The organism is Sphingomonas sp. SORGH_AS_0879 (assembly GCF_030819175.1).
Classification (GTDB): domain Bacteria; phylum Pseudomonadota; class Alphaproteobacteria; order Sphingomonadales; family Sphingomonadaceae; genus Sphingomonas.
Map to the genome: position 1 here is coordinate 1,623,536 of NZ_JAUTBJ010000002.1, position 15,277 is coordinate 1,638,812.

Consider the following 15,277-nt stretch of genomic DNA (forward strand, 5'->3'; position numbering starts at 1 on the left):
CCTGCCCCTCCACCATCGCTGACGCGATGGTCCCCCTCCCCATCGAAGATGGGGAGGATTGGGGGGACTGGACGGTGCGGAATATCCCAAATCCTCCCCAAGCTCTGCTTGGGGAGGGGGACCGCCGGGCGTCAGCCCGGTGGTGGAGGGGCAGGGGGCCTCTAGCTAGCGTTGAAGGCCCCTCCACCACGCCCTGCGAGCGCGATCCCCCTCTCAATCGGAGATAGGGAGGATTGGGAGGCTACGCCCCCGCTGCCGCGATCCGTTCGCGGGCTTCGCGTTCGATCGTTTCCAGTTCCTCGACCGTCTGCACCAACGCCGTCATCTGCTGGCGGAGTTCGTCCACGCGTTCGCGGCACCGCTCGGCCAGCGCACGCATCTGTTCGACATGCTGCGGGTCGGCATCGTACAGCCGTAGAAACTCTTCGATCTCACGAAGGGAAAAGCCCAGCCTTTTGCCGCGCAGGATCAACTGCATCCGCGCCGTCTCGCGCTTCGAATAGACTCGCGCGGTGCCCACCCGGCGCGGTTCGATCAGCCCGCGATCTTCATAGAATCGCAGCGTTCGTGTCGTGACGCCCAGGCTGTTCGCGACATCCTGGATGCCGCGCAGCTCCTCATTGTCCCCCACCGTCTATTCCCCCACAGGCCGCGCCGTCGCCGCGGCCTTCGCCAATTCTTCCTCGACCAGTTCCTTTTTCGACAATTTGCCGATCAGGGTCTTAGGCAGGCTTTCGCGGATTTCGACTTCGCGGGGAAGTTCGATCTTGCTGACCTTGTCCTGTAAAAAGGCACGCAGTTCCTCCGGCGTGGCATGGTGATCGACCGCCAGCTTCACAAAGGCCTTGGGCGACTGGCCGCGATAGGTATCGGGGATGCCGATCACCACCGCCTCGGCGACGGCGGGATGCTCGTACAGCGCTTCCTCGATCATGCGCGGATAGACATTATAGCCGCCGCACAGGATCACGTCCTTGATCCGGTCGACGATGAACAGATAGCCGTCCTCGTCCAGATAGCCGACATCGCCGGTGCGCAGCGCGCCGTGAATGAAGACCTGCTCGCTCTCGACGGGCTTGTTCCAATAGCCGGACATGACCTGCGGCCCGCGTGCGCAGATTTCGCCGACCTCACCCGGCGGCATCAGCCGGTCGGGATTGTCGCGGTCGCGAATCTCGATCGTCGTGCCAGGGAAGGGCAGCCCCGCCGATCCGCCCTTGTTCTCGCCGATCAGCGGATTGCAGGTGATGATCGGCGAAGCTTCCGACAGGCCGTAACCCTCGACCAGCTTGGCCCCGGTCGTGGTCTCGAACGCCACGCGCACCTCGGCGGGAAGGGGGGCGCCGCCCGAGATGCACGCCTTGATCGCCGACAGGTCGACCTTGCGCGCCTCGGCCACGCCCGCAATCGCGTTGTAGATGGTGGGGACGGCGGGGAAATAGGTCGGCTTGCTGCGCGCGATGGTCTTCAGCACCTGGTCGAGCTCGAACCGGGGGAGCAGGATCATCTCCGCCCCCACCCGGATCGCGAAGCTGAGCACCGTGGTCAGCGCGAAGACGTGGAAGAGGGGGAGCACGCCCAATATCCGCTCCGCCCCGATCGCCTCTTCGCCGCCGGTATGGAGCACCATCGCATCGGCATTGGCGATCAGATTGGCGTGGGACAGCATCGCCGCCTTGGGGCTGCCCGTCGTGCCGCCGGTATATTGCAGCACCGCCACGTCGTCGGGCCTGGCCGATACCGGGGCCAGTACGCCGCCGCGCTTCATCATCTGCGCGAAGGTCAGGTGGCGGGGGGAGGGGCCGGGCGGCGCGATCATCGACCGCTTGAACAGGCGATAGGCCAGCCCCTTGATGGTCGGCAGCGCGTCGGCGATGGGGCAGGATATGACATGGCGTACCGACAGCTTGTCGGCGGCATGGCTGACCCGCGCGAAAATGTCGGGAATGTCGCAGGTCGCGATGATCTCCGCGCCCGAATCCTCCAGCAGATGGCAGAGTTCGCGCTCGACATAGAGCGGGTTGACGTTGACGACGATGCCCCCGGCCTTGAGCGTCGCGAAGAACAGCACCGGGTAATAGACGATATTGGGCAGGCACAGCGCCACGCGCGTTCCCTGCTTCACGCCCAGCGCCTGAAGCCCCGCCGCCGCCCGGTCCACCATGTCGGACAGTTCGCCGTACCGGGTGATGCGGCCCATGAAATCGATCGCGGGTCGGTCGCCGTGCCGCCGTACCGTAGTCTCGAACATATCGGATAGCAGCCGGGGTTCCGAAACCAGCGGGCGTCCCGTCGCCTGACCCGGTGCACCGCCCGTCGTGGTTTCCCCGATGGCTCCTGCCGTCATCGCGTCGCTCTCCTATATCATTTTTCGACCATACCCGGTTGTCGATCGGGGTCGAGTTGCTTATTGTCTTGACGTATAGGGTAGGTAACGCACCTTAACGTTAGGCCGCAAGCCCATAAAGAGAGGATTGGATGACCAACATCGTGATCGCAGGCTATGCCCGCTCTCCCTTCACCCAGGCTGGCAAGGGCGCGTTGGCGCGGGTTCGGCCCGATGATCTGGCCGCACAGGTGATTCGCGGCCTGATCGAGCGGACCGGCGTCGATGCCTCGGAGATCGAGGACGTCATTCTGGGTTGCGCCTTTCCCGAGGGCGAGCAGGGGATGAACGTCGCACGGCTGATCGGCCTGCTGGCGGACCTGCCGCTGTCGGTCGGGGGCATGACGGTGAACCGCTTCTGCGGATCGTCCATGTCGGCCATCCATATCGCCATGGGCCAGATCCAGATCGGCGCGGGCGAGGCGTTCATCTGTGCGGGCATCGAGTCGATGAGCCGGGTGCCGATGGGCGGCTATAACCCGCTGCCCAACCCCGAACTCGCCGCCGCGCGGCCCGGTGCCTATATGGGCATGGGCCAGACCGCCGAGAATGTCGCGCAGAAGTACCAGATCACCCGCGCCGAGCAGGAGAAGTTCGCGGTCGCCAGCCAGAAAAAGGCCGCCGAGGCGCGTGCCGCCGGTCGCTTGGCCGATGAGATCGTGCCGATCCACACCAAGGCGGGCGATGTGACCGAGGACGGGTTGATCCGCCCCGACACGACCGAAGAGGTGCTGTCCGGTCTGAAGCCCGCCTTCGACAAGGACGGCACGGTGACGGCGGGCACCGCGTCTCCGCTGACCGATGGCGCGGCGGCGGTGCTGGTCACCTCGGAAGAATTTGCCAGGAAGCACGGCCTGACCATCCTCGCCCGGATCAAGTCGGTCGGCATCTCCGGCTGCGAGCCGGAGACGATGGGCCTCGGCCCGATCGGCTCGTCCAAAAAGGCGCTGGAGCGTGCGGGTATCTCTTCGAGCGATCTCGACATTGTCGAGATCAACGAAGCCTTTGCCAGCCAGGCGATCGCCTGCATCCGCGACCTTGGCTTGAAGGAAGACACGATCAACAAGGACGGCGGCGCCATCGCGATCGGCCATCCGCTGGGCGCGACCGGCGCGCGCATCGTCGGCAAGGCGGCGGCTTTGCTGGCGCGTGACGGCGGTCACTACGCACTCGCCACCCAGTGCATCGGCGGCGGTCAGGGCATCGCGACCGTGCTGGAGCGTGCATGATGGCTGACACGATCAACAAGGTTTGCGTGATCGGCGCAGGGGTGATGGGCGCAGGCATCGCGGCGCAGGTCGCCAATGCCGGTGTGCCCGTCCTGCTGCTCGACATCGTGCCCAAGGACGGCGGCGACCGTGACGCCGTGGCCAAGGGGGCGGTGGCGAAGATGCTCAAGACCGAGCCCGCCCCCTTCATGTCGTCCGCCGCCGCCAGGCTGGTGGAAACCGGCAATATCGAGGATCATCTCGACAAGGTTGCCGAGTGTGACTGGATCGTCGAGGCGGTGGTCGAGCGGCTGGACATCAAGCAATCGCTCTATGCCAGGTTGGAGACGTTGAAGCGTCCCGGTACGGCGGTGTCGTCCAACACCTCGACCATCCCGCTCGGCCATCTGGTCGAGGGGCGGTCGGAGCAGTTCAGACAAGACTTCCTGATAACCCACTTCTTCAATCCGCCGCGTTACATGCGGCTGATCGAGATCGTGACCTCGGAGCACACCGATGCCGGTGTCGCGGCCAAGGTCGAGCAGTTCGTCGATCACCACATGGGCAAGCGGATCGTCCGCGCCAAGGATACGCCGGGCTTCATCGCCAACCGCATCGGCACCTATTGGCTGGCGGTCGCGATCAACGCGGCGATGGACCAGGGCCTGACCGTCGAGGAGGCCGACCAGATTGGCGGCCGTCCGATGGGCGTGCCCAAGACCGGCATTTTCGGGCTGATCGATCTGGTCGGCATCGACCTGATGCCGCTGCTCGCCAAGTCGCTGTCCTCGACCCTGCCGGAAGGGGACGCCTATTTCGACACGATCCGCCCGCTGCCGCTGGTCGACAGGATGATCGCGGAGGGGTTCACGGGCCGCAAGGGCAAGGGCGGCTTCTACCGCCTCGACCGCAAGCCCGACGGCAGCAAGGCCAAGCAGGCGATCGACCTCCAGACGGGCGAATATCGCGCCGAGCGTAAGCCCGAGCGTCTGCCGGCCCGCGCCGAAAAGGACTTGGCGGCGCTGGTCGCGACGCCGGGGAAGGTCGGCGACTATGCCTGGGCGGTGCTGGGTCCGGTCCTGTCCTATGCGGCGGGTCTGGTCGGCGAAGCGGCGGACGATGTCGTCGCGATCGATGACGCGATGAAGCTGGGCTATAACTGGAAGTTCGGCCCCTTCGAGCTGATCGACCGGCTGGGGCCGGGCAAGCTGGCCGAGCGGCTGCGCGCCGGGGGCAAGCCGGTGCCGGCGCTGCTGGAGACGGCGGGCGACCGGCCCTTCTACCGCGTGGTCGATGGCAAGCGGCAATACCTCACGCTGGGCGGCGACTATGCCGATGTCGTCCGCGCCGAGGGCGTGCTGCTGCTGGAAGACATCAAGCTGCGCTCCGAACCGCTGATGAAGAACGGCTCGGCGGCGCTCTGGGATGTCGGTGACGGCGTCGCGGCGTTCGAGTTCACCGGCAAGATGAACGCGCTGGACGAGCAGGTGCTGACCCTGCTGCAAAAGGCCATCGCGCTGGTGAAGAGCCAGTATAAGGCGCTGGTCATCTATAACGAGGGCAGCAACTTCTCGGCCGGGGCCAATCTGGGTCTCGCCATGTTCGCGGTGAACATCGCGGCCTGGGGCGAAGTCGACAAGCTGGTCGTCGCGGGGCAGCAGGCGTATAAGGCGCTGAAATACGCGCCCTTCCCGGTCGTCGCCGCGCCGGCCGGCATGGCGCTGGGCGGCGGTTGCGAGATCCTGCTCCATGCCGATGCGATCCAGGCCCATGCGGAAAGCTATATCGGGTTGGTCGAGACCGGCGTCGGTCTGGTCCCCGGCTGGGGCGGCAATGGCGAGTTGATCGATCGTCTCGCGAAGTCGCCCAAAATGCCCAAGGGGGGCCGATGCCCGCCGTCATGAAGGCGTTCGAGACCATCTCGACCGCGCAGGTGTCGCGCTCGGCGGCGCTGGCCAAGGACATGGGCTATCTCCGCAAGGACGATGGCATCACCATGAACCGCGACCGCCTGCTGGCCGATGCCAAGCAAAAGGCGCTGTCGCTGGTCGAGGGCTATCAGCCGCCCGAAAAGCCGGTCTTCCGCCTGCCGGGTGCCGCGGGCAAGCTGGCCTTTGACGGTGCGGTCGCCGACTTCGCCAGGAAGGGCGTCGCCACCCCCTATGACGTGGTGGTGGCGGGCCGTTTGTCGCGGGTCATGACCGGCGGCGATGCCGACCTGATCGACGAGGTGAGCGAGGATCAGTTGCTCAAACTGGAACGCGCCGCCTTCATGGAAAGCGTCAAGGACGCGCGGACGCAAGGACGGATCGAGCATATGCTCGAAACCGGCAAGCCGCTGCGCAATTGATCGGGAGAGGATAATCCCATGCAAGTCTATAACGCGCCGCTGCGCGACATGCGTTTCGTCCTGCACGAGTTGTTCAGCGAGGACGAGTTCGGCCCCGTGGCGGGGCAGGACGAGTTCGGCCCCGAACTCTACGACGCCATATTGGACGAGGCCGCCCGCGTCACACAGGAGGTCCTGCTGCCGCTCAACGCCACCGGCGATATCGAGGGCTGCAAGCTGGAGAATGGCGTGGTCCGCACGCCTTCCGGTTTCAAGCAAGCCTATAGCCAGTTCTGCGAAGGTGGCTGGGCCGCGCTCGCCTCGCCGGTCGAATATGGCGGGCAGGGGCTGCCCGAGGCGGTGAACAAGCTGGTCGAAGAGATGATCTGCGCGACCAACCTGTCGTTCAGCCTCTATCCCGGCCTGACCCACGGCGCGACCACCGCGCTGATGGGCCATGGCTCGGAGGATTTGAAGCAATTCTATCTGCCCAAGATGATCTCGGGCGAATGGTCCGGCACCATGTGCCTGACCGAAGCGCATTGCGGCACCGACCTCGGTTTGCTCCGCACCCGCGCCGAGCCGCAAGGCGATGGTTCGTTCCTGCTGACCGGCGGCAAGATCTTCATCTCGGCGGGCGACCATGACCTGACCGACAATGTGATTCACCTGGTCCTCGCGCGCACCCCCGATGCGCCCAAGGGGGTGAAGGGGATCAGCCTGTTCCTGGTGCCCAAATATCTGCCCAAGGATGACGGCTCGGTCGGCCCCGCCAATGGCGTCAGCGTCGCGGCCATCGAACACAAGATGGGCCTCAAGGCGTCGGCCACCTGCCAGTTGGAGTTCAACAATTCCAAGGGCTGGGTCGTGGGCGAGTTGAACAAGGGCCTCGCCGCCATGTTCACCATGATGAACACCGAGCGGGTCTCGGTCGGCATCCAGGGCCTGGGCGTCAACGAGATCGCGTACCAGTCGGCGGTGGCGTACGCGAAGGACCGCTTGCAGGGGCGCGCACTGGGCGGCGCGGCGCGTCCCGACCTGCCCGCCGATCCGATCATCGTCCACCCGGACGTTCGCCGGATGCTGATGACCATGCGCGCCTATGCGGAAGGGTGTCGTGCGCTGGGTCAGTGGGCGGCACGCGGTCTGGATGCCGAGGCGCATGCGATCGACCCCGCCGACAAGTCGCGCGCGGCGGACTTCGTGGCGCTGATGACCCCGGTCGTGAAGGCGCTGTTCACCGATCTCGCCTTCGAGGCGGCCAACATGGCGGTGCAGGTCCATGGCGGCCATGGCTATATCCGCGACCACGGGATCGAGCAGTTCGTCCGCGACGCCCGCATCGCCCAAATCTATGAGGGCACCAACGGCGTCCAGGCGCTCGACCTGGTCGGGCGCAAGATGCCCGCGCATATGGGCCGCTATATGCGCCCGTTCTTCCATGCGGTGTCGGAACAGGTCGAGGCGCTCACCAAGCATGAGGACAAGGCGATCACCGGCTGGGCGGCGGGGATGCAGCAGGCGTTCGGCGCATTGCAACTCAGCACCGGCATGATCGCGCAGAAGGGGACGAAAGACCCCGAGGAAGCGGGTGCTGCGGCAACCGACTATCTGCGGCTGCTGGGGCTGGTCGGCATGGGGCATTGCTTCCTCAAATCGGCGCGGATCGCCACCGAGCGGCTGGCCGAGGGCACCGACGAGGCGGGCTTCTACAAGGCCAAGCTCGCCACCGCCGGGTTCTTCTTCGACCGCATCCTGCCCCAGGCGACGGCGGCGTTCCTGGCGATCAAGTCGGGCAAGCGGTCGACCATGGCACTGGAACTGGAAGCGTTTTGAAATATTGCGATGCCGACTGGCACTTGATTGCGGTCAGTCGGCATTATAGGCATGGAACATTATCCTATGCGTCAGGCCAATAACGTATAGGTAAGCTGGAAGCGACCGCGAAAAGCGGCGCTTCGCCCGGACGAACGGGCATGGAGAGGAGAAGAAGCATGGTGTTGACCCTGACGGCCATGGCCCTTGCGGCGGCTGGCGTGAATGCGGACTCGGTGGTCGGCCGCTGGCAGACCCAGACGCGCGGCGGCGTCGTCGAGATCCAGAAATGCGGCAATTCGGTGTGCGGTCGCATCCTGACCTCGGAAAAGCTGCGCACCAATCCGGCGCTGACCGACCAGGCCAATCGCGATCCCAAGCAGCGCAATCGCCCGCTCAAGAACCTGCTGATCCTGCAAGGCTTTTCGCAGGACGGCGCGGCCTGGAGCGGCGGCACCATCTACAATGCCGAGGATGGCAAGACCTATAGCGCCAAGCTGACCCCGGAAGGGCCGGACACGCTGAAGGTGCGCGGCTGCGTCTTCGTGCCGCTGTGCAAGACGCAGACCTGGACGCGTATCCGCTGATCCTTTGCCCAATCACGAAAATCCTTCGGGGAGTATGCTCATGATGAAGTCGTTCAAGGCTCCGCTGCTAGCCACCGCCATCGCCTCTTCGTCCTTCGCCTTTGCGGGCGCGGCCTATGGTCAGGCCTTCTATCTTCAGGAACAGTCGACCCGTGGCCAGGGTCGCGCCTTTTCGGGTGAAGGCGCCGACACCGGCGCATCGTCGCTCTGGTGGAACCCGGCGTCGATCGCGGGCATGGATCGCGGCGAGGCGGTGATCGGCGCATCGGCGATCATCCCCAAGGGCGATGTCGTCGATAGGGGCACGGTGATCGTACGTCCCGGCCAGCCCGCGCGACCCGTCGGTGGCAATGGGGTTTCCGGCGATCCGATCAATCGCGGCATCGTGCCGTCCGGCGCGGTCGCCTATCCGCTCAACGACCGGGTCGCGGTCGGCCTTGCCGTGACCTCGCCCTATAGCTTCACCACCGAATATGACGCGAACAGTTGGGCCCGGTACAGCGCGCTGAAGACCGAATTGCGCACCATCGACATCCAGCCTTCGGTCGGTATCGCGGTGCTCGACTGGCTGCGCGTCGGTGGCGCGCTGAACGTCGAATATACCAAGGCCGAATTGGGCAACGCGCTCCCCAATTTGTCGCCGCTGCTGGCCGATGGGTTTCAGCGGCTGAAGGGCGATGGCTGGGATCTGGGATGGACCGCCGGTGTGCAGCTTCACAATGACTGGGCGACCGTCGGCATCAGCTACAAGTCGCGGATCAAGCATCAGTTGAAGGGCAGCCTGGAAGTGGGCGGGCTGCTGGGCCCGCTCGCGGCACAGAACCGGACGGTCGACGGCGCGACGGCGGAATTCTACACGCCTGCCCAGATCATCGTCGCGGGTCGCTTCCGCGCCACCGACAAGCTGACGCTGAACGCACAGGCGGTGCGGTTCACCTGGGCCGATTTCGACGCGATCCGCCTCGGCGCGCCGATCAACACCGCGATCCCGGAGAATTACAAGAACAGCTTCTCGCTGGCGGCCGGCTTTGACTATGCCGCCAATGAACGCCTGACCCTGCGTGCGGGTGTGCAGCGTGGCATTACTCCCACGCAGGACGGCAACCGCGACGCGCGCGTGCCGGATGCGAACCGCTGGAACTACTCGATCGGCGGCTCGTACAAGGTGACGCCGCGCTTCACCCTGGATGCGGCTGGCAGCTATATCGACTTCGCCAATGCCAGCATCGATCGCCGTACCGCCGCCTATGCGGGCACAGCCGCGCAGACGCCGATCCTGACCTCGGGGCAGGTGCAGAACGCCCGCGCGTTCGTCGGGTCGATCGGTGGCCGCTTCAGCTTCTGATTGAGAGAGTGGATATGAAGATCGTCGTGCCCGTGAAACGGGTGTTGGATTATAACGTGAAGCCGCGCGTGAAGGCGGACGGGACGGGCGTCGATCTGGCGAACGTGAAGATGAGCATGAACCCGTTCGACGAGATCGCGGTGGAAGAGGCGATCCGGCTGAAGGAGAAGGGGGCGGCGACCGAGGTGGTCGTCGTCTCGATCGGCGAGCCCAAGGCGGCGGACACGCTGCGCACCGCGCTGGCGATGGGCGCGGACCGGGCGGTGCTGATCACCGCCGACCAGGCCCCCGAACCACTCGGCGTCGCCAAGCTGCTCGCCAAGGTGGTCGAGGAGGAGCAGCCCGGCCTGGTGATCCTGGGCAAGCAGGCGATCGACGGCGACAACAACCAGACCGGCCAGATGCTGGCCGGGCTGCTCGGCTGGGCGCAGGGCACGTTCGCATCCAAGGTCGAGATCGACGGCCAGACCGCCAACGTCACCCGCGAGGTCGATGGCGGTTTGGAGACGGTGGCGCTGACGCTCCCCGCCATCGTGACGACCGACCTGCGCCTCAACGAGCCGCGCTATGCGTCGCTTCCGAACATCATGAAGGCCAAATCCAAGCCGATGGCGACCAAGACGGCGGCCGATTACGGCGTCGACATCGCCCCCCGGCTGACGATCACCCATGTCACCGAGCCGGGCAAGCGCCAGGCGGGCGTCAAGGTCGGCTCGGTCGATGAACTGGTCGAGAAACTCAAAGCACTGGGAGTGGCCAAGTGAAGACGCTGGTATGGGTCGAGCATGACGGCGGGTCCGTCAAGGATGCCACGCTGGCAACCGTCACGGCGGCGGCCAAGCTGGGCGAGGTCCACCTGATCGTCGCCGGTCAGGGCGTGGACGGTGTCGCGCAGGCCGCCGCCAAGATCGCCGGTGTGGGCAAGGTCCATGTCGCCGATGACGAGGCCTATGCCCATGCGCTGGCGGAGAATGTCGCACCGCTGGTGGCGAAGCTGATGGAGAGCCACGACGCCTTCCTCGCCCCGTCGACCACCACCGGCAAGAACATCGCGCCGCGTGTCGCCGCGCTGATCGACGTGATGCAGATCAGCGACATCCTGTCGGTCGAGGGGCCGGACAGCTTCACCCGGCCCATCTATGCGGGCAACGCGATCGCGACGGTGAAGACCAGCGACAAGAAGCTGGTCCTGACGGTGCGCACCACCGCCTTCGAGAAGGCGGCGGCCGAGGGCGGCTCGGGCGAGGTCGAAGCCATCGCGTCCACCGGCGATGCCGGAAGCTCGCGCTTTGTCGGCGCGGAGAAGGCCGAGAACGCGCGGCCCGAACTGACCAGTGCCAAGGTCATCGTCTCGGGCGGTCGGGCGCTGGGCTCGGAGGAGCAGTTCCATGCGCTGATCGACCCGCTCGCCGACAAGCTGGGGGCCGCCGTGGGTGCGAGCCGCGCGGCGGTCGATGCGGGCTATGCCCCCAACGACTATCAGGTCGGGCAGACCGGCAAGATCGTCGCGCCGGAAGTCTATGTCGCGGTCGGCATCTCGGGCGCGATCCAGCATCTTGCCGGAATGAAGGATTCCAAGATCATCGTCGCGATCAACAAGGACGAGGATGCCCCCATCTTCCAGGTCGCCGATATCGGCCTGGTCGGCGACCTCTTCACCGTCGTGCCGGAACTGACCGAAAAGGTCTGACGGATCATTCCTCCCCTGCACGGGGAGGTGGCAGGCTGAAGGCCTGACGGAGGGGGGATCGCCGCACGGGACGTACCCGGCGGCGAGCCCCCTCCACCTCCGCCCCGTGTCCATACCGCAGATACGAACGTTCTAATCCATGTAAGTTATGATGCGGAAATTTCCGTGCCAGCTTGTCGGACATGGGCCGCTACGGTTAGCGTTACCGGATGAACGATAATATTTTGGAGGGAGGCGATCGTCGCATTCGCACGATCGCGGATCTGGCGCAGATGGCGGGGGTGTCTCCCGGCACGGTGTCGCGCGCCTTGGCGGGCAAATCGCTGGTCAATGCCGAAACGCGTGCGCGCATCCAGGCGCTGGCCGACCAGCATGGTTTTCGCCCCAACCAGATGGCCAGCCGGTTGCGCACGCGCCGTACCGGGGTGATCGGCATCGTCGTGCCGCTGGGGCATGAACGCCGCCAGCACTTGTCCGACCCCTTCTTCATGACGATGCTGGGCTATCTGGCGGATGCCCTGACCGAAAACGGCTATGATGTGATGCTGTCGCGGGTCATTCCCGATGCGGTCGACTGGCTGGACCGGGTGGTGGACAGCGGCATGGTCGACGGCGTCCTGCTGATCGGCCAGTCGGACCAGTATGACGCGATCGAGCGGGTCGCCCGCCGGTATCGCCCGCTGGTCGCCTGGGGCGTGACCCTGCCGGATCAGGTTCATGCGGCGGTGGGCACCGACAATGCGCAGGGCGGTCTTCTGGCGGGCCAGCGGCTGATCGAGCGCGGATGCCGCCGTATCGCGTTCCTGGGCGATATCAGCGCGCCCGAAATCCGCCAGCGTCATGACGGCGTCGCCCGTGCCATGGCCCAGGCGGGGATGGAAGGCGCCCTGATGCAACTTGCCACCCATCTCGCCTCCGATGTGATGGAGCAGGAGATCGCGGCGCATATCGACGCGTTGCTGGAGCAGGGCGGGGGCACCATGCCGATCGACGGGATCGTGGCAGGGTCCGACATGATCGCGATGACGGCGGTGCGCGTGCTGGCCGACCGGGCCATCGCGGTGCCCGACGTCCTGCCCGTCATCGGTTATGACGACCTGCCGCTCGCCGCGCAGGCGGTGCCGCGCATCACGACCATTCGCCAGGATATCGCGGCGGGCGCGCGGGCTATGGTCGATGCGCTGTTCGTCCGGCTCCACGGCGGCGAGGCGGGCTCGGTGGTGCTGACCCCCGAGCTGATCCTCCGCGAAACCGCCTGATCCCCTTCAAGGATCGGGCGAGGATCAGGCGATCGTCACCCGCTCGCCGTCAAAGGCCAGTCGGAACCAGGGCGCGGCGGTCCCGCCGAAACGCTGGCGGCGCAGCGCGGGGTCGTCGCTCGCGTCGCGGCCCTGCAATCCCCAATAATCGACGAAGCTGATGACGTCGCCCTCATAGGTGACCCACCAGCAATAGGCCTGGGTCGGCTCGTCCACGGGATTGCCCGCGACCAGTCCGGCGCCGTTGACCGGCCGCCAGGGCCCGTCGAAGCGGTCCGCGACCATGGCGTAGAGCCCGGTCGGCGCGTCCAGCCCGGGGGCGAAGCGCTTCGCTTGCGTCGACCAGAAGCAATAATAGAGGCCGTCGCGCAGGATGATATGGGGCCGCTCCAACTCGCTGTTGACGCCCAGCGCCTCGATCAGCGGCGGCTGGATGACCCAGCGTTCGCCCTCGCGCCTGGCGACGCCGACCACGCCGTCCAAATCCTGGCTCACCCAGCCCGCCGAGCCGACGAACAGCAGATACTCCGCCCCGTCCGCCGGATCGCGGAAATAGCCGGGATCGCGAAAGCCCTTGATGCCGCCATTCTCCGGCTCGGCCTGGTCGGCGACGATATAGTGATGGCCGTCCGCCGCGACGCTTTCGACCGGCTCGCTCCAGCCTTCGGTGCGGGCTTCGTCGGCGAGGAAACGGCCCTGCGTCTCGAACAGGCGCTGCTCGAAGGTACGGGGACCGCCCCGCCGCCCGGAGGCGGTGAAGTACATGGTCAGCGTCGTGTCGTCCTCGCCCAGCACCGCCGAGCCCGACCATTCCCGGCTGCCCGGCGTGAAGCCATCGGCAAAGGTCACGCCATGGTCGCGCCAGCCGTCCGCGCCGTGGCTGGTCAGCCGGATGCGCGCCGCGTCGTGCCGCATCTCGGGATCGTCGAAGCGCGGCGTGGCGAGGAAGAACCACCAGCTCCGCCCCCCGAGAAAGGCGGTGCGGCCATCGGCATAGGCGATCTGCCACATGTCCCACAGGTCGTGATCGGGCAGGATCGGGACGACATCGGCGGCGGTGAAGACGGGCAAGCGGGCGCGGCCTTGCGCGGCGATCCCGGCCAGCGCGTCGGCCGACCAATGGGCGGGAAGGGTCGTCATAATACCTCGGGAACGGATAGAGGGGGATCAGGCTTGCGGGGCGGCGCCAAGCGGCAGGCCCTGCGGCCCGCGTGCGCGGACCGAGAAGACCGACACCGCCGCGAACAGCATCAGCACGCCGCACAGGGTCAGCACGTTGCGCGGATCGCCGCCGAGCCAGCTTTGGTAGAACAGGGGCAGCGTCACTCCGAAGATCAGCATCGGAATGACGATCATCATGTTGAAGATGCCCATATAGACGCCGGTCCGCTCCGGCGGGATCGATCCCGCCAGGATGACATAGGGGTTGCCCATCATGCTCGCCCAGCCCAGGCCGATGCCGATGGCGGGCAGGAACAGCATCGCCTTGCTCGTCATGTGCGGCATCGCGATCATGCCGATGCCGGTGATGACCAGGCAGAGCGCATGGAGCGGCGCGGCGCCGATCCGCTTGGCGAGCGGCACCATCGCGAAGGCCGCGACAAAGGCGACGCCGTTGTAGAAGGCCGCGATCTCGCCATTGGTCAGGACGGCGGCATGGAACCCCGACGAGGTCACGTCGGCGGTGCCGTAGACCGAGCGGCCGATCGCGTAGATGACGTAATTCCAATAGGCCATCATGGCGTACCACTGGAACAGGCTCATCAGCGCGAGCTTGCGCATCGGCAGCGGCATGGTGCGGATGGCGTCACCGATTTCCTTCAGGATCGCGCCGATCCCTTTGGGCGCGGCGGCGATGCGGGCGCGGTCCTCGGGAGTCATCGGCAATTCGGGCACCCGCCGGATCGACCAGACGATGGTGGCGAAGGACAGGACCGCGCCGATCATGAAGACGACGCGCGCGGTATAGGGGATGTTGTGCCCGTCGACCCAGTCCGGGCTCATCCCCGCCCACACCAGGATCGACGGCGTCAGGAAGGCGAGCATCTGCGCCAGGCCGGTAAAGGCGCTCTGCGTCAGGAAGCCGATATTATGCTGCGCCCCGTCCAGCCGGTCGGAAACATAGGCGCGGTACGGCTCCATGGTGATGTTGTTGCCCGCGTCGAGGATCCAGAGCAGCGACACCGCCATCAGCACCGACGAACTGAGCGGCATGAAGAACAGCCCGAAGGCGCACAGCACCGCGCCGAACAGGAAATAGGGCGTGCGGCGACCCCAGCGGCTATCGGTCCGGTCGCTCATCGCACCGATCAGCGGCTGGATCAGCAGGCCCGTCATCGGCCCCGCAAGCTGCAGCAACGGAATCTGCGCCTCCGACGCGCCGAGATAGCTGTAGATCGGCGCCATATTCCCCTGCTGCAAACCGAAGCTGAATTGCAGGCCGAGAAAGCCGAGATTCATCTCCAGGATGCGGGCCAGCGACAGGCGGGGTTTGCGTGGTGCCATGGTTCCGGCGGCGGGGGTGGACGGGGTCATGCGGGTCCTCTCGCACGCGGGGGTGTGGACCGTGTCTAGCGCCGGTTCGCCGCGTCGGAGGCTATCATGGCGCGATCGATAAGACATTGCAACAAACGATTGCAATCGACGCGACGAACGGCT

The 15,277-nt window shown here is 66.0% G+C and carries 11 protein-coding genes and 1 pseudogene; 8 read left to right on the plus strand and 4 right to left on the minus strand.

What is annotated here, in order from left to right; genetic code table 11:
- Window positions 1–241: 241 nt before the first annotated feature.
- Complete coding sequence (locus tag QE379_RS08530; protein ID WP_306999675.1) at window positions 242–631, minus strand: MerR family DNA-binding transcriptional regulator; 390 nt, start codon at window positions 629–631, stop codon at window positions 242–244.
- A gap of 3 nt (window positions 632–634) precedes the next feature.
- Window positions 635–2,347 (minus strand): long-chain fatty acid--CoA ligase, encoded by a 1,713-nt coding sequence (locus QE379_RS08535; RefSeq protein ID WP_373461751.1) that lies wholly within the window; start codon window positions 2,345–2,347, stop codon window positions 635–637.
- A 131-nt stretch (window positions 2,348–2,478) separates the two neighbouring features.
- Between QE379_RS08535 and QE379_RS08540 the strand changes: the two genes are divergently transcribed.
- From QE379_RS08540 to QE379_RS08575, 8 genes and pseudogenes are all read left to right on the plus strand, one after another.
- Complete coding sequence (locus QE379_RS08540) at window positions 2,479–3,615, plus strand: thiolase family protein (protein ID WP_306999676.1); 1,137 nt, start codon at window positions 2,479–2,481, stop codon at window positions 3,613–3,615.
- Window positions 3,615–5,944 (plus strand): annotated as a pseudogene (locus tag QE379_RS08545) (3-hydroxyacyl-CoA dehydrogenase NAD-binding domain-containing protein). The gene QE379_RS08540 and the pseudogene QE379_RS08545 overlap by 1 nt, the downstream one beginning before the upstream one ends.
- Window positions 5,945–5,962: 18 nt before the next feature.
- Window positions 5,963–7,759 (plus strand): acyl-CoA dehydrogenase C-terminal domain-containing protein, encoded by a 1,797-nt coding sequence (locus tag QE379_RS08550; RefSeq protein ID WP_306999677.1) that lies wholly within the window; start codon window positions 5,963–5,965, stop codon window positions 7,757–7,759.
- Window positions 7,760–7,917: 158 nt separating this feature from the next.
- The gene (locus QE379_RS08555; protein WP_306999678.1) at window positions 7,918–8,325 is read left to right on the plus strand and encodes a DUF2147 domain-containing protein; all 408 of its coding nucleotides are present in this window, start codon (window positions 7,918–7,920) and stop codon (window positions 8,323–8,325) included.
- Window positions 8,326–8,365: 40 nt separating this feature from the next.
- Entirely contained in the window at window positions 8,366–9,670 is a 1,305-nt protein-coding gene (locus QE379_RS08560) for an OmpP1/FadL family transporter (protein WP_373461753.1), read from the plus strand.
- Window positions 9,671–9,684: 14 nt separating this feature from the next.
- Complete coding sequence (locus QE379_RS08565) at window positions 9,685–10,434, plus strand: electron transfer flavoprotein subunit beta/FixA family protein (protein WP_306999680.1); 750 nt, start codon at window positions 9,685–9,687, stop codon at window positions 10,432–10,434.
- The gene (locus tag QE379_RS08570; RefSeq protein WP_306999681.1) at window positions 10,431–11,360 is read left to right on the plus strand and encodes an electron transfer flavoprotein subunit alpha/FixB family protein; all 930 of its coding nucleotides are present in this window, start codon (window positions 10,431–10,433) and stop codon (window positions 11,358–11,360) included. Before QE379_RS08565 ends, QE379_RS08570 begins: the two co-directional genes overlap by 4 nt.
- 209 nt (window positions 11,361–11,569) lie before the next feature.
- On the plus strand, window positions 11,570–12,619 hold the full coding sequence (locus QE379_RS08575; protein ID WP_306999682.1) for a LacI family DNA-binding transcriptional regulator: 1,050 nt from the start codon (window positions 11,570–11,572) through the stop codon (window positions 12,617–12,619).
- A gap of 24 nt (window positions 12,620–12,643) precedes the next feature.
- Here QE379_RS08575 and QE379_RS08580 read toward each other — a convergent pair whose 3' ends face one another.
- Window positions 12,644–13,759: a glycoside hydrolase family 68 protein gene (locus tag QE379_RS08580; RefSeq protein ID WP_306999683.1), complete on the minus strand. Its 1,116-nt coding sequence runs from the start codon at window positions 13,757–13,759 to the stop codon at window positions 12,644–12,646.
- Between the two features lie 27 nt (window positions 13,760–13,786).
- Window positions 13,787–15,124 (minus strand): MFS transporter, encoded by a 1,338-nt coding sequence (locus QE379_RS08585; protein ID WP_306999685.1) that lies wholly within the window; start codon window positions 15,122–15,124, stop codon window positions 13,787–13,789.
- Between the last annotated feature and the right edge of the window lie 153 nt (window positions 15,125–15,277).

Coding starts and splice junctions, on each gene's coding strand:
- QE379_RS08535 (WP_373461751.1), bottom strand. CDS start 2,347: ATGACGGCAGGAGCCATCGGGGAAACCACGACGGGCGGTGCACCGGGT.
- QE379_RS08540 (WP_306999676.1), top strand. CDS start 2,479: ATGACCAACATCGTGATCGCAGGCTATGCCCGCTCTCCCTTCACCCAG.
- QE379_RS08550 (WP_306999677.1), top strand. CDS start 5,963: ATGCAAGTCTATAACGCGCCGCTGCGCGACATGCGTTTCGTCCTGCAC.
- QE379_RS08555 (WP_306999678.1), top strand. CDS start 7,918: ATGGTGTTGACCCTGACGGCCATGGCCCTTGCGGCGGCTGGCGTGAAT.
- QE379_RS08560 (WP_373461753.1), top strand. CDS start 8,366: ATGATGAAGTCGTTCAAGGCTCCGCTGCTAGCCACCGCCATCGCCTCT.
- QE379_RS08565 (WP_306999680.1), top strand. CDS start 9,685: ATGAAGATCGTCGTGCCCGTGAAACGGGTGTTGGATTATAACGTGAAG.
- QE379_RS08575 (WP_306999682.1), top strand. CDS start 11,570: ATGAACGATAATATTTTGGAGGGAGGCGATCGTCGCATTCGCACGATC.
- QE379_RS08580 (WP_306999683.1), bottom strand. CDS start 13,759: ATGACGACCCTTCCCGCCCATTGGTCGGCCGACGCGCTGGCCGGGATC.
- QE379_RS08585 (WP_306999685.1), bottom strand. CDS start 15,124: ATGGCACCACGCAAACCCCGCCTGTCGCTGGCCCGCATCCTGGAGATG.